The organism is Arcicella aquatica (assembly GCF_034928825.1).
GTDB lineage: Bacteria > Bacteroidota > Bacteroidia > Cytophagales > Spirosomataceae > Arcicella > Arcicella aquatica.
The window spans coordinates 27,942-51,544 of sequence record NZ_JAYFUL010000009.1; the positions used below are offsets into that span (position 1 = coordinate 27,942).

The window sequence follows — 23,603 nt, forward strand, 5'->3', positions numbered from 1 at the left end:
ATTTATTGAACTAGGTGATATTAATTAAAGGCTCAAAGCGGATAGCTTGCCCTATTTTACAATGAATTTTCTTATTATTTCCTTAAAATCAATAGCCGTTTACGTATTTATCGTAGCGGCTATTCGTTTGTTTGGCAAAAAAGAACTTTCTCAATTATCTGTAATTGATTTAGTCTTTATCTTGCTAATTTCTAATGCCGTTCAAAATGCAATGGTCGGGGATGATACCTCGCTTTTAGGAGGCTTTGCCGCCGCAGGTGGTTTGTTTGTGATGAACTTTGTCTTGAAAAAGGTAATGTTCAAACATGAGGCTATAAGCAGATTAATTCAGGGCGAACCACTAATGTTAGTTTATCAAGGAAAGGTAAAAGAAGAAGCCTTAGACAAATCGGGTCTATCTTTAGACGAACTTCATGCTGCTATTCGCGAACATGGTGTCGAAGATATTAAAAAGGTAGATTTAGCCATCCTAGAAGTAGATGGAAATATTAGTGTGTTATCAAATGACTATAAACACAAAACTTCTAAAAAAAGGAAAGGGCATAAAATATTATCAAAAAATGAATGATATAGAAATTCTATTCCAACATATTTTTTATAATGATGATTTCATTAAGATATTAGCCTCTACTGGGGTAGGAGCTTTGATTGGTCTTGAACGAGAATATAGAAGTAAATCTGCGGGTTTACGAACTTTTACCTTGATTTCGGTAGGCTGTACCATTTTTACCATTTTATCGGAGAAAATGGGCATAAATGCTTCTCCTGACCGTATTGCTGCCAATGTAGTAACTGGTATAGGATTTTTGGGAGCGGGAGTGATTTTTAAAATGGATGACCGAGTAAAAGGGCTTACTACCGCGACAATTATTTGGGTGACAGCCTCTTTAGGAATGGCTATTGGCGACGGGCATATCCTGTTGTCTTTCTTAGGAACGAGCGTAGTATATGTAGTACTTGGACTTTTCGTGAAGTTAGAAGTTATCATGGAAAGATATGGTCGCACGCATGCTTATCGAATCATTTGCGATTATACCCCTGATGCTTTTAATAGATTAGAGACTATTTTTGAAGATTGTGACCTTACTGCCAAAAGAGAAAAACAGATTATTCGGAACAATATTTTAATCAGTAATTGGTCTGTCAGAGGGCGTTCTACTAAACACGCTAAGTTGGTAGAGAGGTTGATGGATGATGCTTCGATTAAAGAACTGGAATTTTAATGTTACTGGTATCAACAAGTTTTATTGTTAATACCAGTAAATGAATTGGATTAGACGATAGCATTTAAAATTAATACACCAGCCAAGCCTACAACGGCAACGATACTTTCCATCATTGACCAAGACTTAATTGTATTTTTGATACTCAAATTGAAATATTCTTTAAATAACCAGAAGCCTGGGTCATTTACGTGAGAGAACATCAAACTACCCACACCGATTGATAACACCATCAAATTAGGATTTACACCAGATTGAGCCACCAATGGTGCCATAATCCCCGCCGTTGTTAGTCCTGCTACAGTAGCCGAACCCAAACAAACCCTAATGATGGCTGCTACTAACCAACCTAAAATCAATGGGTTTAAAGGTAATGTTTTTAGAATAACGGCAATTTCGTTACTTACCCCGCCATCTATCAAAATTTGTTTTAAAGCACCAGCCCCACCAATAATCAAGACAATCATCGATACATCTTTTACTGCTTCGGTGTAGATAGACATAATCGTCTTCATAGAAGTCCCCATGTTTCTTCCCAAAGTAAAAGTGGCTACAATTACCGAAATAAGCATAACGATAGAAGGGTCGGCAATAAATACACCGAATGATTTCATTGATTCACTTCCTTTCCAGAAGGTAGACAGCAATGTTGTAGAAGCTAATAAGATTACTGGTAAAAGTGACGTCAAAGAGCTATTTAAAGTACTTGGTAGTTGGTCTTCAGGAAGGGTTTTGCTTTGGAAAGTCTCTAAAGGTGTTGAAGGGATTTTTTTCAATGTCAAAGAGAAAAGAGGTCCCGCAATGATAATCGTTGGAATGGCAATTATGATACCGTAAACCAAGGTAAGTCCCATATCTGCATTAAACTGAGCAACTAAGGCAGCAGGAGAGGGGTGTGGAGGTAAAAAACCATGAGCAACCGATAAAGAAGCCAACATGGGTAAACCAATATATACCGCAGGTAACTTATATTGATTAACGACAGAAAAGATTAAGGGAATCATCAATACGAAACCTACATTATAAAATAATGGAATACCGATGATAAAGCCAGTACAAACCAACCCCCATTGAATATATTTTCTTCCGAAAATTTTCATCATTACAGAAGCAATTTTCTGAGCGGCGCCACTTTCAGCAACAATTTTTCCTAACATTGCCCCTAAAGCAATGACGATAATCAAAGAGCCTAGCATATCACCCACACCTTTTTGCAAAGATTTCCCTATACTACTTAGTGGAATGCCAGTTGTGATACCTGCAACAATAGAAACAATTAAGAAAGCGAGAAAGGGGTTGAGTTTTCCCCAAGTAATGAGAAGTACCAAAAGGCCGATACACAAGAAAATAATAAATAATGTCATAGTTTGATTAATTGGATAAGATAAATAATAAGATAAACCTAACCATTTGCCATGTATGGTTTATCCTTTTTTGAGATAATTTTTTTTAATCAGTATTTGGTTATATTCTCACTTAGAAAATTAAAACTAAGACTCTTTTTTCCTTAAACGCCCTATGTAAGTAGGCTAAAACATTTTTATCAAAAGGATATTTACGGTTTTCTATACTTACTATTTTAAAGATATAACCTTCATGAATCAGGTAAATATAATTAAAACAAAATAATGAATTGTGAAAATTTGAAGATTGAGTAGTATTTTGAGTGCAAAAAGGGTATTCAACTATTCGTTAATCAGGCAATTATTGCTTAAATAACTTGACATTTAAAGAAGTAAGTTTTATCTTTGCACCTCTATTACAAAAAAAGATTTTAAACAAACAAATAATATGCTGATTATCAATATTAAAGAAAACGAGTCAATCGACAAAGCGTTAAAAAGATTCAAGAAAAAATTTGAAAAAACTGGCGTTGTAAAGCAACTTCGTAGACGTGCGGCATTCGAAAAACCATCAGTTGGTCGTCGTACTGAAATCATTCGTGCTTCATACAAACAAAGAATGTACGGTAACGAAGAAGCATAGTTCATAGATTGATTTATTTCCAAATAACAGAAGTATTTTGTTATCAATTTAATCGTGAATTAAGCCGATAACCGTCAGCATTATAAAAAAGCGTCTGAATAAACAATGTTTGTTCAGACGCTTTTGTTTTTAGGCTAGCTTTGTTGTAAATTATTCACTCAAAGCAATCGCTAACGAAGAATTGCTTTTAATCTATTAACCTCCCCAAAAACTGATGCCAGAAATTATAGATTTTTTCATTAAATACATTCAGTTTGAAAAACGCAGTAGCGAACATACAGTTACGGCTTACCGAACAGATATGAAGCAGTTTACTGAATATTTAAGTAAATCTTATGATTTTCAGCATCCTCAACTGGCAGATTTTCAGATGATTCGTTCGTGGATAGTTTCACTGGCGGAGGCTAAAGTGGAGAATCGTTCAATCAATAGGAAGATAGCTACACTCAGAACCTTCTACAAATTTCTTTTGCAGAAGAAAATCATTGAAAAAGACCCGATGTTCAAGGTTTCGGCAATGAAAACCCAGAAAACAATTCCTTCCTTCGTACGTGAAACAGAATTAGATACGCTACTGGATGATGTGGACTTTACAGAAGATTTTGCTGGTGTACGTGATAAACTGGTTTTAGAGCTATTGTATGGCACAGGAATGCGTTTGTCAGAAATGATTGATTTAAAAGAGCGAGATATTGATTTCTATAACAGAACCTTGACAGTACTGGGTAAACGGAACAAGCAAAGGATAATACCGATTAATCAGCAATTGGTATCATTGATACAAGCTTATCAATCGTATAAAAATTCAGAATGTTTAGGCAACGATTTTTTGATTGTAACTGATAAAGGAGAACAGAGTTACCCTGTAATGATTCAGCGGATTACTAAAAAGTATTTGTCATTGGTCACAACGCTTGCTAAGAAGTCGCCACACATTTTACGACATTCCTATGCTACACACCTGTTAAATAATGGTGCCGATTTGAATGCAATCAAGGATTTATTGGGTCATTCGTCGCTTTCAGCTACACAAGTGTACACCCATAATTCTATGGAGAAAATTAAGAAAATTTACGAGCAGGCACATCCAAAGGCATAATGGAGTGATTAGATAATAAGTATTGATGATATTAAAGAATTCCCAATCTTTTATAATGTTACACCTTGTTCTTTAAGGTAATTTCCAATATTGAAAATGTGTACATCTAATAATTCAATGTCTTTATTCCAATCTCTAACAATCCAATCTTCATCTTTGGTAGCAATAACAACTTTCTGTGTTTTGGTAAAAATCCAAATTACTTTTTCTGTTCCAAATGCTAAGAGTTTATTGGTTTTTGTGAAAGTATAATCAAAATCTTTCTCATCAGAAAGGTCAATTCTGATGTCAACTTCAATCGCAATTTTCGGAGGAACGTCAATGTATTGAGTATTGATTTTAGAGGGAGGAAGATTTTTCTTTTCAATGATGTAAATATCACCCGACAAATTAGTCTTGTGGTCTATATGAGTACCAATCTCATTTGTAAGAAAGTAATATTGATTTAAACTGATGTTTCTGTATAGAATCCCTAGTAAATATTGGATAATAAATGATTGTAAACCACTTGATCCCATAATATCTTCAATTTTTTTCTTTTTGGATAGAACTTCTTTGTAACCTTTATAATAGAGTTTTCGCCCGTCTATAATTTCATAAACGAGAGCGTCTGGAATTTCTTTGGGCTTGCGTACGCGAGCTATTTTTTGAGGTATTTTATCTGCTATGACCATAAATAGCAATTTGTTTAGCTAATGCAATTTAAAAAGACTTGACAATTTTGCCAAGTCTTTTTAAAGTTACTTACTTATAATCTTCTTCGTCATCATCAAATTTGAACTTGTCTAAGTCGAACAAAGAATCTGTCAAATCTTTAAATTGAAGCCCTTTTTCAAGATTCTTTTTAGAAATAATAGAAAATTCAGATAGTCCGTGGAGTACAAATTCCATCATGAATAGTTTTTCTCTGCCTTGCATGGCTGGATATACTTTTTCGATGAGTTCATCCAAACCTTCTATCGTGCGTAAACGAGCTGAATAGTCTTTGTCAGAGCAATCATTTAAAATATCCATGACATTGCCATCCATAAACCAATCAATAATTGGTTTATAAGGGTTTTTGCCAGCTTTATCTTTAGCTGCTTTCTTGATTTTTTCAGGGTCTGGGAAGAAATTCAGGAATTGTGTTCTGATGGCTTTCCCAATCAGGTTTTGAGCAACAATTACTGGCCCTTCTACTTCACCTTCATATACCAATTCTACTTTGCCACAAACCGCAGGAATAACACCAATCAAATCGGCTACACGCACATACGTTTTGTCTTCGTCATTGATTAATGCACGTCTTTCAGCAGATGAAATTAAATTTTCATAGGCAGAAATCGTCATACGTGCCGAAACGCCTGATTTAGCATCAACAAATTCAGAGGAACGAGCTTCAATCGCAATTTGCTCAATCAAATCGTCCATGATATGATTAGTCGTTACTAATTCTTCTTGCTCGCCTTTTAGTTTTGCTTCTTGCAACGTAATCTTTTTGCCAATTTCCAACGTTTTTGGATAGTGCGTCACAATCTGAGAGTCGATACGGTCTTTCAAAGGCGTTACAATCGACCCACGGTTGGTATAATCTTCTGGATTAGCCGTGAATACAAATTGTAAATCAAGCGGTAAACGTATTTTGAAACCACGAATTTGAATATCGCCTTCTTGTAAAATATTAAAAAGGGATACCTGAATACGTGCTTGCAAATCGGGCAATTCGTTAATTACAAAAATACAACGGTGAGAGCGTGGAATTAGCCCAAAATGAACCACTCTTTCATCAGAGTAAGGCAAACGCAACGTTGCGGCTTTGATTGGGTCGGCATCTCCAATCAAATCGGCTACCGATACATCTGGTGTTGCTAATTTTTCAGTATAACGATCACTTCTGTGCATCCAAGTAACAGGTGTTAAATCCCCATGTTCTTCGATTAAATCTTTCGCAAAACGAGAAAGAGGCTGTAAAGGGTCATCATTCAGTTCTGAACCTTTCACAACTGGAATGTATTCGTCTAATAAATTCACCATCAATCTGGCAATACGTGTTTTGGCTTGTCCACGTAAACCCAATAGATTAATATGGTGTTGCGAAAGGATTGCTCTTTCAATATCAGGAATTACGGTGTCTTCATAGCCCCAGATTCCTTCAAAAACATTCTCTTTATTTTTAATTTTAACGATTAAGTTATCCCTTAATTCATCCTTTATTGATTTTGGTTGGTAGCCTGATGCTTTTAATTGACCGAGTGTGTGAATATTTAACAGTTCTGTTGAATCGATTGTTTTGTATGACATTATGCTGTTGTATCTTATGAAAAATGAGATTTATTTTAAGTGAGAAAGGTTCTTTTTATTTAAAATTGCTGAACCATAACTGCGGTTAGCAATAAAACCTAGAACATCTCTATTTTGTATATTTTGTCCTTTCAATTTTAATTTAATTACTTCCGAATACGCTTCTGCATAAGTCTCGTCATCGTACGATTTTACTACAGACGATTCTCTTGAAAATGCCTCGCCTTGTGCTCTATAGGGCAAAATTTTAGCTTTTGCCTCATGGTCTATGCATTGAAGATACGATTCATGCTTTTCAGCGGCTATATAATTTGGTTTTAAATTCATGATTTCTGAAATTTTTGGGTTTAAGGACGTGTTAGTGATTTGAAAATTTGAAGATATGTTAATTTGAAAATACTTTTCTTCCAAACTAGTTGACAACAAATCTCAAAGCTTACCGCTCAAAGCTAATAGCTAAATTACCTCACATCTTTCTTTCTGTTTTTTTCATAATCTTCAAAAATAAACTCTCCGAGTCCTTTTAATGAAGAATAATATGCTCGTCCATTATTAATCTTGGTGAATTCTTGTACGAATTCCTTTAGATATTGGTCACGAGCAATCATAAAAGTTGTTACTGGAATTTTTAAACGACGACACTGCGCCGCTAAGGTTAACGTTTTGTTTAGTATTTTTTTATCTAAGCCAAATGAATTTTTATAATAGCGAATCCCTTCTTTTAAACAAGTAGGTTTGCCGTCGGTTATCATAAAAATCTGTTTGTTTTTATTCTTTCTTCTTCTCAATAAATCCATGGCAAGTTCCAAGCCTGCCACAGTATTGGTATGATATGGGCCAACTTCTAAATAAGGTAAATCTCTTACTTGAATCTGCCAAGCATCGTTCCCAAAAACAATAACATCCAAAGTGTCTTTTGGATATTTGGTCATAATTAACTCCGCCATTGCCATCGCAACCTTTTTAGCAGGCGTGATTCTGTCTTCGCCATACAAAATCATCGAATGTGAAATATCAATCATCAAAACGGTAGAAGTCTGGGCTTTATATTCCTTGTCAACGATTTCTAGGTCGTTTTCCGTCAACATAAAGTTTTCTACACCATTATTGATTTGCGCATTTCTGATAGATTCCGTCATTGCGATTTGATCCATCGCATCCCCAAATTGAAACTCTCGGCGGTCGGTATTGTTTTCATCTCCAGTGCCTTGATAGGGCGTTCTATGATTCCCGTTTGAGCCTGTTTTCTTTAATTTACCAAAAATCTCATCTAGCGACTGTTTTCTGATACTTTGCTCACCTTTTGAAGTAAGGATTGGTTCTTCCTCACCTTCTTCATTTTTTTCTTCTTTGATATAGCCCTTTGATTTCAAGTCATCAATAAAATCGGCTATTCCATAAGAATTATCAGTAAGGTTATATTGTTTATCTAATGAAGTCAACCATGTTAAAGCCTCCGAAACATTGCCAGCAGTCATGGTAACTAGTTGATTAAAAATGTCTAAGAGCTGGTCGAATTTGGCTTTTTTGCCGTCTTCGGCTTCCTGAGGAATATATTCTGAAAAACGATAGCCAAGCATATTTATATATAGGATTGATGAAAATGGAGTGCTATTTTTTTTGCACAGTATAAATATAAAACAAAAACTTTAGCGAATGGGTTTAATTATCGTTGATATTAATGATAATAAATAAAAAAAACCATACTTTTAGCCTTAACTAAACGTATGGTTTTAATAAAAAATATTTAGAGACTCAGTAAAATTATAGGGTATTTGGCTTATAAACCTTGATTACGCCATCGTTTTCGCTACTAACTACTAGCAAACTTTTTTGGGTAGGGCTATTTTTCGCAGGAATAAATAATACGCCTTCTGGAGCATCTCCGCATTTCAAAATTTGTAAAAATACAGGACTTGTTGGAATCGTAACATCATAAACTGCTACCGCATCAACACGTTCCATCCCTACAAAGGCTACTTTTTTGTTTCCAACAGTACCCACTGTAATACCCTCTGGTTCTACAGATTTATCGTCACTTCTGGTATCATCATAAAGATTAGGTACGGCAATTACTTTAGTATCAAGCTCGTTTTTGCTATCAAATACCAATGTTCCGTCATTACCATTCCAAACACTGAAAGAACGAGCGCCTAAAGAGTAAAGAAAATCATAGTCACCATCACCATCTGTATCACCTAAAGTAGTTGTTACGTTTAATCTACCCGCTTTTTCAGCCTTAATAAGGTCAGTTGCATTTGGGAAAGCAGTAGCATCCAATTTCAAAGCACTTACTCTTTTGATTTCAGAAAAAGCATCATATTCTCTAGCATCACCTTCGTTGGCAGTAAATAAATAAGGAATTCCTGCATGTTGCATAAAAGCAATGGCATCAGGCTGGTACATTCCTTTTATATTAGTCCATTTACTTAGCGCTATGACATTATCTCTGTCACTAATATCAACTGCATTAGCATCGACGCCATAGTCTTTGAAGCCTAAAGGAAGAATAGCCGTAATCGTTTTAGTTTCAAGGTTCAATTTTGCGATAGCATTATTTTCTTGAAGCGTTACCCAAGCCGTTTTTGAATCGTCAGCTACTGCGATATATTCAGGCTCGATGTCTTTCGCAAAAGTAGCATTTAAACCAAATATTCTAAGTCCTTTAGCCATTAAAGCTGTTTGCTGACTTGCAAAACCAGAAAAATCTAAGGTAGTTACAGCATAATTTTCGTTTACTGAAATAATTGAAATAGAACCAACAGGGTCATTTTTATAAGTAGCATCTGGTTCTCCTTCGTTGGCCGTCAGAATCAAGTTGCCATCTGGTGAATAAGTAATCATATCAGGCAAAGCACCTACCGTAATTACTTTTACTTCCTTATAGTCAGCTGTATTAAATACTGCTACTTTACCATTTTCTTGCTTATTCAACGACTCAATAGCAGCTGCTAATTTACCGTTTGAAACCGCAACACTATTTACTGCTCCACCATAAGGTGCCATGCTAATCGAACTGATGACTTTCATTTTGGTTGGGTCAGCAAAATCAATCACATCAATTTTATTGACTGTACTATTATTCACCACAAATAAGCGTTTGGTTTGAGGGTCATAGGCCGAAATCTCTGCCGCACCAGCATCACCAATATCAATGCTTCCTATTTCAGCAAAAGTAGCAGCATCTTCATTTACAAAAAACTCTGCTTCATCTTTATTGCAACTTATTAATAGGGTTGTTAGTAAAAGGGAAAGGGATAGGAATGTTCTTTTCATTTCTTTTTTTCTGCAAAACTAGGTTCGACAAAAAATAAGCTTGTTAACTGTAGGTTAATTTTGGGTTAATTAATCTCCCGACAACACTAAAATTGTAAGGATTATATCATTATTTATAATTCATTTTGATATTAAATAATTGATTTAAAGTCTGTTATTAGTTGTTGTTTAAATTAAGTCTAAATAAATTATTTGGTTTGTTTGGATTTAGTCTAAATAGGCTATAATTTTGCGTCAGTAAATAATAACAAATCAATTGAGCGCTGAAGAAAGCGATATGCTCATTAGAGAAAAATATCTTATAATAGCCTCTAAACCTACTCTTATAATCAATAACCGATAAAAAAGGATTTTCTTAGTCAATGTTTTTATTGGCCAAAACCCCTTATCACAAATATATTTTTTGATTAAATGCTTAGAATTAGTCCAAATAAAATAATAAACATGAAAAACTCTATTAAATCTTTCTACTTAGTAATTCTTTTTTTAGTTACTGGAAGTGCTGTTTCTTTTGCTCAGACTGGAAGTATTAAAGGAAAAGTAACTGATAAAAGCGGCGAACCCATTCAATTTGTAAATATTAGCATCAAAGAAACAAAACTAGGAGCTATCTCTAACGAAGATGGAGAGTTCCTCATTAAAAATATAAATGCTGGACAAGTAACATTAGTGATGCAATTTGTAGGGCTTAAAACCTTAGAAAGTAAAGTAAATGTTAAAGCTGGTGCAGTAAGCGAAACCAATTTCTCTTTAGAAGAAGGTTCAAATGAACTATCTGAGGTAACTGTAATGGGAGTACAATCGGCAAATGAGAAAGTTGTAACCATTGGTAAAATTGCTATTAAACCAATGGATTTACCGCAAGCAGTTGCTACAATTGATAGAACTGTATTGGAACGCCAACAAGTATTACGTTTAAGTGACGCCTTAATGAATGCCAACGGGGTGTATATCATGGGGAATACGGGTGGTTATCAAGAAGAAATTGCGGGACGCGGTTTTGCTTTTGGGAGTTCAAATACTTTTAAAAATGGAGCTAGATATTTTAATGGAACTTTACCTGAAATGTCCTCAATAGAAAAAGTAGAAATCATGAAAGGAAGTACTGCTATCTTATTCGGAAACGTTGCAGCAGGTGGTATTTTAAACTTAGTAACTAAAAAACCAAAATTTGAATCGGGTGGGTCGGTTTCAATGCGTTTAGGTTCTTATGACTTTTACAAACCCATTGTCGATTTATACGGTTCTATACTTGGAAGTAAAAATGTAGCTTATCGTATCAATGGGACTTATGAAAAAGGGAATAGTTTCCGTGAAAATGTAAATTCAGAAAGAGTATATGTTAATCCTTCTTTATTGTTCAAATTGAGTGATAAAACTGAAATTATCTTAGAGGGTGACTATATGAAAGACCGTAGAACTGCTGATTTTGGTATTGGAGCTATTAATTATGTTATTACAGATTTACCTCGTGAAAAATTCATCGGTGTGAAGTGGTCTTATTTCGACATTAAACAACAATCAGCTAACGTTACCATTAATCATCAAATTAATAATAACTGGAAAATTTCAGGAACTGGTGCTTATAGAGCTTATCAAAGTGAATTATTTGCTACAACTCGCCCAACTACCATTGCAGCAAATGGTAACTTGGTAAGAAGTATCCAACGCTCTGAAGTTGATGAAAAATATTTTATGGGGCAAGTTGATTTAACAGGGCAGTTCAAAACAGGGAAAATTGAACATAATGTTTTGATAGGTACTGATGTTGATAGCTATAATACTAAAACTACTTCATTTACATCAGCAGTTTATGACACCATCAATGTATTTAATGCTGAAATTATCGACAAACGTAGCGATAGACCAAACTTAGCTACCAATACAATTACTACTGCACCTGTGAATCGTGTAGGTGTTTATGCACAAGATTTGATAAGTTTTTCAGATAAATTCAAATTCTTAGCTGGTTTACGTTATAGCTATCAAGAAACAAAAAGTTCTGTACTAACTGTAAAAACAAATGCAACAGCAGAATCTTCTGCTTATGATGATGCCCTTTCTCCACGTTTAGGTTTGGTGTATCAACCGAATAAGCGTATGGCTTTCTTCAGTAGTTACTCAAATTCCTTTACCTTGAATACTGGTGTTGATATTTATGGAACAGCTCTTAAACCATCATTGATTGACCAAATAGAATTGGGTATGAAAAATGAATTATTCAATGGTTTAGTTTCTGCAAACGTTACGGTTTATCAAATCAAAAACAGTAATTTGGCTCAAACAGCATTATTTGATAAAGACGGTAAGGCTAATAGCAATGCTAATATCAAAGAGCTAGCAGGTGAAGTAACTAGCCAAGGAGTTGAAGTTGATTTGAAAAGTAAGCCATTTTTAGGGTTTTCATTAATGGCTGGTTACAGTTATAACGAAACAAAATATACAAAAAGTAATATTTACATCGTAGGAAGTTTATTAAGATACAATCCAAATCATACAGCCAATTCGAGTATCTATTATACCTTCTCAGGTACTAAATTAAAAGGGTTGAATCTTGGATTAACAGCAATGTATTTTGGAGAAAGAGTTGCTGGTCGCTCAACAAGATTAACTGTTGCGAACGATGCTTTTAAATTGATTACAGTAAATGCTTATACACAAATAGATGCAAGTATCGGATACAATTTCAAAAAGTATTCAGTTAGAGGAAAAGTATCCAATATTCTAAATGAAATGAGCTATAATATTCATGATGATAACTCAGTAAATCCGATAGCACCAAGAATGTTCTCACTTACTGTAGCGTATAAATGGTAGTAATGTACAAAAGTAAAATTTTTAGAAAAGCTTCACATTCAATGTGGAGCTTTTTTCTTTTTTATAACCATTACAACCTCCTAATAAATGAAAATGGCTTTGGAAAATGATCAGAAGGAATCAATTGGTTAGAAATTTTCTAAGATTACACCAAAATAATATTCAAGTCAACAATCACTTTGAATGAATTTTATCAAGAATCGCGATAAATCTAAGTAAGATTCTGCCCTTTATTCTTTAAAACTAGTAGAGTATTGGTATATTTGTCGCTCATAAAATTATCAAATAAAAAACCTGCTGTTGTAAAGCAGTCGGAGTGAATATAGGAGGAAAATATTCATCCCATACCACTCAATCAATTAAATCATTATGAAAGTTTTAAAATTTGGAGGAACTTCTTGTGGTACTACTGAAAGTATCAAAGCAGTATTAGGGATTATTAAAAGCAAGCAAGCTAAAGAGGAAAGAATTGCAGCCGTATTTTCGGCAATGGGAGGGGTAACCAACCAATTGTTGAAAGCAGGAGACTTAGCTTCTACGAATGATACATCTTACTTCGACATTGTAAAGGGAATTGAAGACCGTCATTTCACAGTTGTACGTGCATTAATTGACGTAAAATCTCAGTCGAAAGTATTTGCTAATATTCGTACCATTATTAATGAATTAGAAGACCTACTGAAAGGTGTTTCTTTGATTCGTGAAATCTCTGCCCGAACATCCGACTTGATTGTAAGTTTTGGAGAGCGACTTTCAACCACATTAATTCATGAAATTCTTCATGCACAAGGAGTTGACTGTCAGTTTTTAGATGCGCGTAAAGTAATAAGAACTGATGCCAATTTTGGCATGGCAGCTGTGAATTTTGAAGTGACCAATCGCCTGATTCAGGAACATTTTTCAAAAACAAGGTCTCTTCAGTTGATTACAGGCTTTATTGGTTCAACCGAAAAAGGAGAAACAACAACATTGGGGCGTGGAGGTTCTGATTATACGGGTTCCATTTTCGGAGCGGCTTTGAATGCTTCAGAAATTGAAATTTGGACTGATGTAGATGGAATGATGACTGCTGACCCTAGAAAGGTGAAAAATGCCTTCACCATTCCAACGATTACTTATGCGGAGGCAATGGAATTGACCCACTTTGGGGCAAAAGTAATTTATCCACCATCATTACAACCTGCTTTTACAAAAAATATCCCGATTAGGGTTCTAAATACATTTAATACAGACTTTATCGGAACGGTTGTTAACCGTACTGCCGAATCGTCTGAATACATCATCACGGGTATCAGCTCGATTGATAATCTGGCTTTGGTCAACTTACAAGGCTCTGGTATGATTGGTGTTGCGGGTGTTTCCGCTAAATTATTTACCGTATTAGCAAAACACAAAATATCGGTTATCCTGATTTCTCAAGCATCTTCTGAACACTCTATCTGTTTTGCCATAGAACCATCTGCATCAGTAGCAGTAAAAGCTTTACTAGAAGATGAGTTCAAAACAGAAATTGCTGATGGTGATGTAGAAGGTATAGACATTCAAGAAAACCTTTCGGTAATAGCCGTGGTAGGAGAGGGAATGCGTCGCCATACAGGGGTAAGCGGTAAACTGTTTTCGGTATTAGGCAAGAACGGTATTAATATCGTAGCGACAGCTCAAGGGTCTTCAGAATTAAATATTTCAGTAGTAATTGAGAAGAAAGACATTTCAAAAGCATTGAATGTTATCCATGATTCTTTCTTCTTCTCGCAAGCAAAAACGTTGAACCTTTTCCTTGTAGGAACAGGTTTGATAGGAAAAGCACTCTTGGAACAAATACAAGGACAAGAAAATTATCTTTCTAAATACAAAGCCTTGAAGATTAATTTAGTAGGAGTAATGAATTCTAAGAAAATGCTGATTGATGCACAAGGAATTCCGATGGAAAATTGGGAAGAAGAACGTGACGGGAAAGGGAAACCTGCTGAGATTTGGGCATTTGTAGAAGAAGCAAAAAGATTAAATTTACCTAATTCAATCTTTGCAGATTGTACAGCCAATAAAGAGATTCATAATTACTACTTAGGCTTATTCGAAGCCAATATTTCGGTAGTAACGCCTAATAAAGTAGCCAATTCTGGTCGTTATGAAGACTATGCTTTATTGCATAGAACAGCCTTGAAAAAAGGAGTGAAGTTCTTGTATGAAACCAATGTAGGAGCAGGCTTACCCGTTATTAATACGTTACAAGGTTTGATTTCGTCGGGAGATAGATTTGAGAAAATAGAAGGCGTATTATCTGGTACTTTATCTTATATCTTCAATAATTTCAAAGCAGGCGTAAAATTTGCAGATATCGTTCGCGAGGCTAAGGTAAAAGGTTATACAGAACCAGACCCACGTGAAGATTTAAGTGGAATGGACGTAGCCCGTAAGATTTTGATTTTAGGGAGAGAAATAGGTTTACGTCTTGAACCAGAAGATGTTGAAATCTTGAAATTATTGCCAGAAAATTGTGAAACAGCACCTACGGTAGAGGATTTCTTCAAGGAGTTGGAAGTATCTAATAGTTATTTTGAAGGAATGGTAAACGAAGCAGAAGCAAAAGGAGAAGTATTAAGATTTATCGCTACTTTAGAAAACAATAAGATTACAATTGGTGTAAGAAGTATCGGAAAAACACATCCGTTTTATATGATGGATGGTGCTGACAATGTGATTTCGTTCACCACAAAACGTTATCATGACCGCCCATTGGTGATTAAAGGGCCAGGAGCAGGAGCAGAAGTAACGGCATCAGGCGTATTTGCAGATATTGTTGCGATTGGGAGTTATTTGGCTTAATTACAGTTAAAATCTTACGATTATGAACCTTATTTTAGAAAATGTTCAGCCCAAACATATTACGTTAATTCAGGAATTAGCGAAGACTTTGCACTTCCAAGTAAAGGAAGACAGCAGTACTAAGAAGACTAAAAAGCGACTTACTCCTGAACAAAGAGAATTTGTTGAAGACTTAAAAGAGGCATTAGTACAAGTAGATTTGCATCAGCAAGGTAAGATTGAGTTGCAGACTTTTGATGAAATGATGAATGAGCTTAAAGAAGAAAATTAGAAGAAGAGACGTTCAACAGTCAACAAAATTTCTGTTATTACTGAATGTCTTACTATTTGTTAGAATTTCATTATATTTTAGGTTGAATAAAAAGAAAAGATGATAACATATATAAAAATAAATGGCTTTAAATCCTTTCATGACTTTGAAATGGAATTTACTCCTTTTACTGTTATCGCAGGAGCAAATGCTTCTGGAAAAAGTAATCTTTTTGATGCCTTGACTTTGTTGTCACGATTGGCTGAAACGGATAATTTAAAGCGGGCGTTTAGTGAACAACGAGGTGAATTTATAGAGATGTTCACTCAATATGGAGATGATAAATATGCTAACGAGATTCACTTTGCTGTCGAAATGTTAGTGAATCGGAATGTGAAAGATGCATGGGGAAGTGAAGCAGAGCTAAAATATACAAGACTTCGTTATGAATTGACTATTAGGCGATTTACAAATTACTCAGGTATGGAAGACTTAGAGGTAACGAGGGAAAGTTTAGTGAAATTAAATCATAATGAAGATAAATGGGTTAGAATAATCTCCAAAATAAGCCTCGATAATTGGAGACCCAAAGTAGCTACAGGAAAAAGAGGGGTAGCTTACATTGAAACAACCATAGAAGAAAATATTTCAACTGTATTAGTTCCGCAGGATGGCTCACAAGGTAATAAAAGGAGATTTCCACTGAATAATGCTACTAGAACAGTTTTAAGTAGTTTTGATACAATTGACTTTCCCCATGTTTTAGCGGCAAAAGAAGAAATGAAAAGTTGGAAATTTTTACAACTTAATCCTGAAGATTTAAGACAAGCAACCAGTAAAAATAGAGGAGGGGATACTATTACAACAAGTGGTAAAAATTTAGCGGCTGCATTGTACCGAATAAAACAAGCTGATTCATACAGCCTTAAAGAAATTTCTAGAAAACTAAATACTTTTTTGCCAAACTTCACAGAAGTTGATGTGATTGATGATAATGAAAACAAACAATATTTAATTAAATTAAAAGATATTGATAAAAAAGAGTTTTCATCAAGGGTTCTTTCTGAGGGTACTTTAAGAATTTTAGCTTTATGTATTTTAGAGTTTGACGATAAACATACGGGTTTACTGTGTTTTGAAGAACCTGAAAATGGTATTCACCCTTTTCGTATTAAGGCAATGACCAAGCTGTTAAAAGATTTAAGTGTTGATTTTAATGATATTGATTTACCACTTCGTCAGGTTATTGTTAATACACACTCTCCTGTTTTAGTGGGTAACATGCACAGATGGGAAAAAGACCAAAATGTAAGTTTATGGTATGCTCAAATGAGAACAAGTATCTTCAATATTGGTGAAGAACGACTTAAAATGAATATTACTAAAATTAACCCGGTAATAAAACAAGGAAGTTATCAAACTACCATTGTGTATAGTGAACAAGAGAAAAAACTAACATTAGCAACTGTTGAGGAATATTTAAGGACGTCTGAATTTGAAAATACACCTTATAAAGAATAAATGTATGAATAGACAGATTTTTGCAGGACTTTTCACCGAAGGTACTACTGATGTTCGCTTTTTAGAGAGTGTTGTTAGAAAAACTTTAGAAGATGTAGCATTTGATTGCCAAGGACAAATAGAAACCCAAGTAAAAACGATTGAAATAAATAAATTAGGTCTTGGCTTTGTTGACCAAGTGTTAGAAGCTTCTCGAAAAGGATTTAATGAATATGGTATTACGCTACTTTGCGTTCACACTGATGCAGATTATTACACTGATTCAAGAGTAATGGAATCTAAAATTACTCCTGCTATCAATAGATTAAAAGAACAAAATGAAACAGAATATTGCAAAATATTAGTCTCTGTTATCCCCGTTCACATGACAGAAGCATGGATGTTAGCTGATAAAGATTTGTTAAAAAGTGAGATTGGCACACAAAAAAATAACTTTGATTTAGGTATTCATCCGATGCCTCAAGATATTGCAGATCCCAAAGAAACGATTATAAATGCAATTCGAATTGTTCAAAGTGATTTAACAAGAAGAAAAAGAAATAGAGGATTAGATATTTCAGAATTGTACCAAATTATAGGTCAAAAGATAGAGTTAAGTCAATTAGAAAACTTAGACTCTTTCCGTAAATTTAAAGAAAGTTTAAAAAGTGCATTTAGAGAATTAGGTTTTTTGTATTAATTGAAATACTTAATATCTATAATTTAATTTTCTGTGGAATAAACTAATTAATGACAAATTCAATAAAAGTTTTTGCCCCAGCTACGGTGGCGAATGTGGCTTGTGGTTTTGATATTTTCGGTTTTGCCGTAGATAATCCAGGTGACGAAATCATATTAAGAAAATCTGATACAAAGGGTGTCAAAATTTTAAAAATTGAAGGCGATGATGGGCGTTTGCCTTTGGCGGCTGAAAAAAATACGGCTGGTATTGCTATTATTAAATTTTTAGAAGCGATTGGCGAAGAAGGGCAAGGATTTGAAATGGAGCTTAAAAAATTAATGCCTTTAGGTTCTGGCTTGGGTTCTTCTGCGGCTTCGGCTGTAGCAGGCGTTTTTGCAGCAAACGAATTACTTGGTAAGCCTTTAGCCCAAAAAGATTTATTACCCTTCGCCATGGAAGGCGAATTCATCGCCTGTGGGTCTGCTCATGCTGATAATGTTGGACCAAGTTTGATGGGCGGTTTTGTTGTCATTCGCTCGTATGACCCACTTGATATTATTCAGTTGCGTACTCCAAAAGAATTGTATGCGACCATTGTTCATCCACATATAGAAGTTAATACTAAAGATGCCCGTAATATTTTGAAGCGTGAAATTTCTTTGAAAAATACCATCACACAAATGGGAAATGTAGCGGGTTTAGTAGCAGGTTTTATGTTGCCAGATTATGACTTAATTTCAAGAAGTTTAGTAGATGTAATCATAGAGCCGATTCGTTCTATCTTGATTCCGCAGTTTGATGACGTGAAGAATGCCGCTTTAGATAATGGAGCGTTGGGCTGTTCTATTTCTGGTTCAGGGCCATCAATGTTTGCTTTGTCGAAAGATTTATTTACAGCAAATAGGGTAGGAAAAGCCATGCAAGATGGATTTGCAAAAGTAGGAATTGGTTCTGAATGTTATGTATCGGGCATTAATCAAGCTGGCCCAGTGGTTTTAGGTTGATATTGACTTTATAGATAAAAAGTATTAATTTAGATTATGAGTGATAAGTTTTTGAGGTAATGTCTCTCATTCTTATTATTCATAAACTTTTTATGTTTTTAAAAACATTAATTAACATCTACAATGAGCGATTTAATAGAAGTTTCAGCACGAATATATAGCGTTGAGGAGTATTTCGAAATCGAGAATCACTCAGAAATCCGTCATGAATATGAAGACGGGATATTAATACCTATGCCTGGAGAAACCTTAGATGCCAATGAAATTGCCCAAAATTTCGTTGTAGCCTTGCAAAAAACTTTAAGAAAAAAAGGATTCAGAATGTTTGGACACGATGTTCGTACTATTGTTCGAGAAAGAAGAATTTATCGTTATCCGGATGTTGTTGTTTCAGCTTCTGATACTATCAAAGATATTCGACATGTAACAGAACCCGTACTGATTGTTGAAGTACTTTCTGAAAGTACAGAGGAGGTAGATAGAAATAAAAAATTTAGACAATATACTGCTTTGCCTTCGCTACAATATTATTTGATGGTGCATCAAAATACAGCTTTGGTAGAATGCTATCAGCGAAAAGAAAATTCTCAAACGTTTGAATTCAACTTTTTTGATAAATTGACAGACGTAATTCAATTACCAGCCTTAGAAACATCAATTACTTTAGATGATATATACGAAGGTATTCAGTTTGTTATTGAGGAAGAAAATGCCCCTCAAGCATAGATAGAATACTTGTTAGAAGAACATAAAACATGAGTCATCCCGAATTTTCTCTTGGAAAAGCAAGTTTTAAAAGATTTTAATGTTTTTTGGATTTATTCTCGCCCTTACTTTTTGCCTTGATGCAAAAAGTAACCGCAACGGCGGACCGTAAAAAAATCAAGAATTCCTAATCGCATCGGCGAACCGACTCGCTTCGCTCAAACAGTAGGAATTCGTTACCCATCAATCATAAAAAAGCGGTCGAAAAACAAATTTCGACCGCTTTTTTATGATTTTAAAATTCGGGATGACTCATGTTTGTGTTAATATTTTTGATAATCATTATTTACCAGTCATAAAGGTTACTTCCTTAAATGATTGATTACCCAAATAATCAGTACCTGTTATCTTAACCGTATATTTGGTATTGGCTTTGAAGCCACCAATCGTATTAAGATAGACTTTTGGTGCTTGTCCATTAATACTATAAGTGATTGATTTTAAACCAGCCAATACATCCGTTCCTGCTAGCGTAAAGCCCACTGTTGATGGATAAATATCAATACCTTGTTTAGTCGTATTAATACTACCAACTGTCCAGAAAGTGAAAAGCTCAGGGCCTTCAATATCACTTACAAAGACGAATGAAGCAAAGTTTCTATTGTTTACATTATCATATCCATAGTAATCAAACTTATGAACACCTTTTTCTGTCATCTTGATTGGTTTAGTATAATCATTCTCAATTAACTTGCCATCAAAATTATACGTGATTTTTTGTAAACCAGACTCAGGGTCATTTGCTTTCAACTGGATAAAATTATTAGGTCCAAGTAGCATCGTATCTCTTCTTGTAACAATATCACCAATGATTTCATGTTGAAGATTTGGTCCTGTTAAATCTACATATACTTTACTGATATTATGTTTAAATTCTTCATAGCCAGCTCCGTTTAAGCTTGTAGTTTGATTATTTAAATTATCAACAGAATAATATCTGATATTGTGCATACCAGAGATACTTGGCAAATAGAATGGATTATTATAATTAACAAATGGTTGATTATCAATTGAATATTTTACTTCCTTAATACCAACTTTATTGTCTATCGCTGTTAATTTTAGTTTTGTTTTTCCAGAGAAATAAACAGTATTGTTAGCAATAAATCTATCTCCTAATATATCTGTAGCCATCAAAGGAGAACTTTTATCTAGGAAGAAATCAAATTTTCTTTCTTTCTCTTGGTTATTTACGTTATCGGTTGAGTAGTAATACAAGGTATGTTTTCCTTCAGATAAAACAGAAAAAGGAATACTTTTTCCATCATAAGGCTGTATGGCACCATCATCGAATTTGTAATAAGTACCTTTCAATCCTGAAATACTATCTTCAGTATTGAAATATAGCCTACTGGTGAATGAAATTACTTTATCATCAGTAACACCATTTACAGTCAAATTTGTAAAAGGAGGCGTATTATCAACCGTAAATGTTTCTTGTTGCATTGTGCTAGCATTTCCTACATTATCAGTTGCGTAGTATTTCAACACATAGTTGCCTTGTGTAGCTATCTTTTTTTCAGATTTATACGCTTCAAAGGAAGTATTATTGATGGCATAAAAAACTGTTTCTACACCACTTGTTTTATCGTTAGCTGATAAACTAAAGCTTACAAAAGGACCATAGAAAATCTTTCCTTCGGCATTAACATATTTCTTAGATCCATTGAATAAAGAAATGCCCGTTTCAGGTGCAATTCCATCTGCATAGATTTCTAATCTTACTTCCTGTGGAGGCTCAACAGCAACCCTCGTTTCTGGGTCAATAGCATTTTTTGAACGAATATAATTTACTCCTTCTGTATCCAAATAGAAAGGGAATGAATATTTTTGGTTAGGAGATTTGTTCAATAACTTTTCCGCATGGTCGGGAGTGGTGGATACCCAGATATAAACTGGCAACTTCTTGTTCCAATACAATTTACCTGATGTACTATCAGTATAATGTTTAGGCTTACTAGTCTGAGCAACGGCAGCAAAAGCCATTACTATCAAAATAATTGTGTTTAGTATTATGTGTTTACGCATCTTTTGTTTTATTCAAGGTTACGGTAATAGTGGTTCCTACATTTAATTCACTTTCAACTTTAAGTTTACCTCCACAAATTTTAATAAAGTCATTGCAGAGTACCAAACCTAAGCCAGTACCTTTTTCTTTGTTAGTTCCATAGGTTGATTTATTACTTTTAAGATTAAATAATGTTTTTAGTTTTTCTTCATTCATGCCTACGCCACTATCAATTACTACGATTTCTACGTTTTCACCGCTGTACTTAGCTTGTATTTTAATAGTACCTCTTGCTTTTGTGAATTTGATGGCATTTTGAATCAAATTGCGCATAACAATTTTGGTCATTTCAATATCGGAACTAGCCTTTAATTGAGCTGATACTTCATTGATAAGAACAATCTCTTTTACTTCAGCAATACGTTGAAGTAAGTTAATGTTTTCTTCAACTATATCATGAATGTTTACTGTCTGAATTTTTGGCTTAAGTTCAGCCATTTGTGTTTTTGCCCAGTTCAAAAGATTATCTAAAATTGTTGAAACCTGAGCATTATCGGTTTTTAACTGATTTAAAATTTCTTTCAGGTCTTCTGGAATATCGTCATAATAATCTTCTTCTATAATCACAAAGAAGCTTTGTAAAGAGGCAATCGGACCACGAAGGTCATGTGCGATGATAGAGAAAATCTTGTTCTTTACATCGTTTGAAATTGTTAGTTGCTCTTTTTGTTCAGCTATTTCTTGATTTTGCTTTGATAACTGTTCATTTTGCTTTTTAATTTTTACGTTATTCAAATACACGATTGTAGCAATAGCAAGCACAAATAAAATAATAATGCTGGTAATGATAAAAATGTATTTATTCTCTTTTTCCAGTACTGTATTTTGGGCTTGGGCTATTTCGGCATTTGCCTTTTCAATCAATAAATCTCTTTTTTGTAATCCAACAATCATTTCAGCATTGGTAAGATCCTGATAAAGATTGATATTTTTTTGTTTAGCAGTCAGAAGTTGCTTACCACTTTCTTTGAGCTTAATCTCGTTTTTCTCTAGTTCTAATTCTTTCGTTTTAGCCATAGATTCGGCTAATTGTTTTTTCAAACTTTCGGCTTCTAAATCACTGGCTAGTTTGGTTACTTCCTTTTTCTGTAATTGGTCATGAAAGGATTTATAAAGACTGAAATACTTAAGGGATTCATCTACATTACCTGCTTTTTCATAAGTTTCGCTCAACATGGCATAAGTACTCGCCATTTGTTTAATATCGTTCAACTCCCTCGCTAAATTCAGTGCTTCGTCTAAGTCATTCAGTGCAAGATTATATTTTTTTATATTGTTATAAACAACAGAACGGTTGATTAATGACGAGATAATACTGTAAGGTTCTTTCTGAACTCGTCGGGCAGCCAGTGTTTGGGTAAAATGGTACAAGGCTTTGTCATATTCTTCGGCATCAGCATAGAGCATACCCAAGTTGTTATGAATCATAGCACTACCATTTTTGTTTTCAATTTTTATATTTAGATTTAAGCTTTTTTCATAGAAAGGAATGGCTCGTTTATATTGGTTATAATTCCAATAGATGAAACCTATTTCATTCATCATTCTTGATGCTTCTTTGTAGTTATTTACATCAATGAAATTTTCGTATTGTGATTGAAATTGTATAACACGTCCAGAATCAGAACGGCTTAAAGGCAATACCTGCGCCTTCAATTGAAAACCAAAAGAAACAAGTATAATTAAAAAGAGGCTACAATATATTTTTATTGGATACATACTCGAACAAAAAGTCAATAATGGGAAGTTAAAATAAACAACGCCCTTTAATACAGTAAAAAAAGAGTATTAAGTCATTCATTTTTTATTGGTTTAGATAAATTATCT

At 34.3% G+C, this 23,603-nt stretch carries 19 protein-coding genes; 11 read left to right on the forward strand and 8 right to left on the reverse strand.

Annotation, left to right across the window (positions count from 1 at the left end; genetic code table 11):
• The first annotated feature begins 61 nt into the window (after window positions 1-61).
• Both VB264_RS07780 and VB264_RS07785 read left to right on the forward strand, forming a co-directional pair.
• Entirely contained in the window at window positions 62-568 is a 507-nt protein-coding gene (locus VB264_RS07780) for a DUF421 domain-containing protein (protein WP_323248207.1), read from the forward strand.
• Window positions 561-1,223, forward strand: a complete 663-nt coding sequence (locus VB264_RS07785) for an MgtC/SapB family protein (protein ID WP_323248209.1) — start codon at window positions 561-563, stop codon at window positions 1,221-1,223. The genes VB264_RS07780 and VB264_RS07785 overlap by 8 nt, the downstream gene beginning before the upstream one ends.
• A gap of 50 nt (window positions 1,224-1,273) precedes the next feature.
• On the opposite strand, the gene VB264_RS07790 is transcribed toward VB264_RS07785, so the two are convergent.
• A complete protein-coding gene (locus VB264_RS07790; RefSeq protein ID WP_323248211.1) occupies window positions 1,274-2,587 on the reverse strand; it encodes a gluconate:H+ symporter in 1,314 nt (437 codons plus the stop codon).
• A 427-nt stretch (window positions 2,588-3,014) separates the two neighbouring features.
• On the opposite strand from VB264_RS07790, the gene rpsU reads away from it, so the two are divergent.
• Complete coding sequence (gene rpsU / locus VB264_RS07795) at window positions 3,015-3,209, forward strand: 30S ribosomal protein S21 (RefSeq protein WP_323248213.1); 195 nt, start codon at window positions 3,015-3,017, stop codon at window positions 3,207-3,209.
• Window positions 3,210-3,423: 214 nt separating this feature from the next.
• Window positions 3,424-4,308, forward strand: coding sequence for a tyrosine-type recombinase/integrase (locus VB264_RS07800; RefSeq protein WP_323248215.1), 885 nt, complete (start codon window positions 3,424-3,426; stop codon window positions 4,306-4,308).
• Window positions 4,309-4,358: 50 nt separating this feature from the next.
• Here the strand turns inward: VB264_RS07800 and VB264_RS07805 are convergent, their stop codons facing one another.
• From VB264_RS07805 to VB264_RS07825, 5 genes are all read right to left on the reverse strand, one after another.
• Window positions 4,359-4,982: a Uma2 family endonuclease gene (locus VB264_RS07805; RefSeq protein ID WP_323248217.1), complete on the reverse strand. Its 624-nt coding sequence runs from the start codon at window positions 4,980-4,982 to the stop codon at window positions 4,359-4,361.
• 70 nt (window positions 4,983-5,052) lie between these two features.
• Window positions 5,053-6,588: a P-loop NTPase family protein gene (locus tag VB264_RS07810; RefSeq protein ID WP_323248219.1), complete on the reverse strand. Its 1,536-nt coding sequence runs from the start codon at window positions 6,586-6,588 to the stop codon at window positions 5,053-5,055.
• A 30-nt stretch (window positions 6,589-6,618) separates the two neighbouring features.
• Window positions 6,619-6,915 carry a hypothetical protein gene (locus tag VB264_RS07815; RefSeq protein ID WP_323248221.1) on the reverse strand — a complete coding sequence of 99 codons (297 nt, stop codon included), beginning with the start codon at window positions 6,913-6,915 and terminating at the stop codon, window positions 6,619-6,621.
• A 134-nt stretch (window positions 6,916-7,049) separates the two neighbouring features.
• Window positions 7,050-8,168, reverse strand: a complete 1,119-nt coding sequence (locus tag VB264_RS07820) for a vWA domain-containing protein (RefSeq protein WP_323248223.1) — start codon at window positions 8,166-8,168, stop codon at window positions 7,050-7,052.
• A gap of 184 nt (window positions 8,169-8,352) precedes the next feature.
• Complete coding sequence (locus tag VB264_RS07825; protein ID WP_323248225.1) at window positions 8,353-9,864, reverse strand: choice-of-anchor I family protein; 1,512 nt, start codon at window positions 9,862-9,864, stop codon at window positions 8,353-8,355.
• Window positions 9,865-10,308: 444 nt separating this feature from the next.
• On the opposite strand from VB264_RS07825, the gene VB264_RS07830 reads away from it, so the two are divergent.
• The 7 genes from VB264_RS07830 (at window position 10,309) to VB264_RS07860 (ending at window position 19,669) form a co-directional block, all read left to right on the forward strand.
• Window positions 10,309-12,681, forward strand: a complete 2,373-nt coding sequence (locus VB264_RS07830) for a TonB-dependent receptor (protein WP_323248227.1) — start codon at window positions 10,309-10,311, stop codon at window positions 12,679-12,681.
• A 369-nt stretch (window positions 12,682-13,050) separates the two neighbouring features.
• The gene (thrA, locus tag VB264_RS07835; protein WP_323248229.1) at window positions 13,051-15,507 is read left to right on the forward strand and encodes a bifunctional aspartate kinase/homoserine dehydrogenase I; all 2,457 of its coding nucleotides are present in this window, start codon (window positions 13,051-13,053) and stop codon (window positions 15,505-15,507) included.
• A gap of 22 nt (window positions 15,508-15,529) precedes the next feature.
• Window positions 15,530-15,778 (forward strand): hypothetical protein, encoded by a 249-nt coding sequence (locus VB264_RS07840; RefSeq protein WP_323248231.1) that lies wholly within the window; start codon window positions 15,530-15,532, stop codon window positions 15,776-15,778.
• Window positions 15,779-15,877: 99 nt separating this feature from the next.
• The gene (locus VB264_RS07845) at window positions 15,878-17,278 is read left to right on the forward strand and encodes an AAA family ATPase (RefSeq protein ID WP_323248233.1); all 1,401 of its coding nucleotides are present in this window, start codon (window positions 15,878-15,880) and stop codon (window positions 17,276-17,278) included.
• Window positions 17,279-17,282: 4 nt separating this feature from the next.
• Complete coding sequence (locus tag VB264_RS07850; RefSeq protein WP_323248235.1) at window positions 17,283-17,957, forward strand: DUF4276 family protein; 675 nt, start codon at window positions 17,283-17,285, stop codon at window positions 17,955-17,957.
• 50 nt (window positions 17,958-18,007) lie between these two features.
• Complete coding sequence (locus tag VB264_RS07855) at window positions 18,008-18,943, forward strand: homoserine kinase (protein ID WP_323248237.1); 936 nt, start codon at window positions 18,008-18,010, stop codon at window positions 18,941-18,943.
• Window positions 18,944-19,066: 123 nt separating this feature from the next.
• The gene (locus tag VB264_RS07860) at window positions 19,067-19,669 is read left to right on the forward strand and encodes a Uma2 family endonuclease (protein ID WP_323248238.1); all 603 of its coding nucleotides are present in this window, start codon (window positions 19,067-19,069) and stop codon (window positions 19,667-19,669) included.
• Between the two features lie 321 nt (window positions 19,670-19,990).
• Here the strand turns inward: VB264_RS07860 and VB264_RS07865 are convergent, their stop codons facing one another.
• Both VB264_RS07865 and VB264_RS07870 read right to left on the reverse strand, forming a co-directional pair.
• Window positions 19,991-21,736: an OmpL47-type beta-barrel domain-containing protein gene (locus tag VB264_RS07865; RefSeq protein ID WP_323248240.1), complete on the reverse strand. Its 1,746-nt coding sequence runs from the start codon at window positions 21,734-21,736 to the stop codon at window positions 19,991-19,993.
• Window positions 21,729-23,495: a tetratricopeptide repeat-containing sensor histidine kinase gene (locus VB264_RS07870; RefSeq protein WP_323248242.1), complete on the reverse strand. Its 1,767-nt coding sequence runs from the start codon at window positions 23,493-23,495 to the stop codon at window positions 21,729-21,731. The genes VB264_RS07865 and VB264_RS07870 overlap by 8 nt, the downstream gene beginning before the upstream one ends.
• Window positions 23,496-23,603 lie beyond the last annotated feature (108 nt).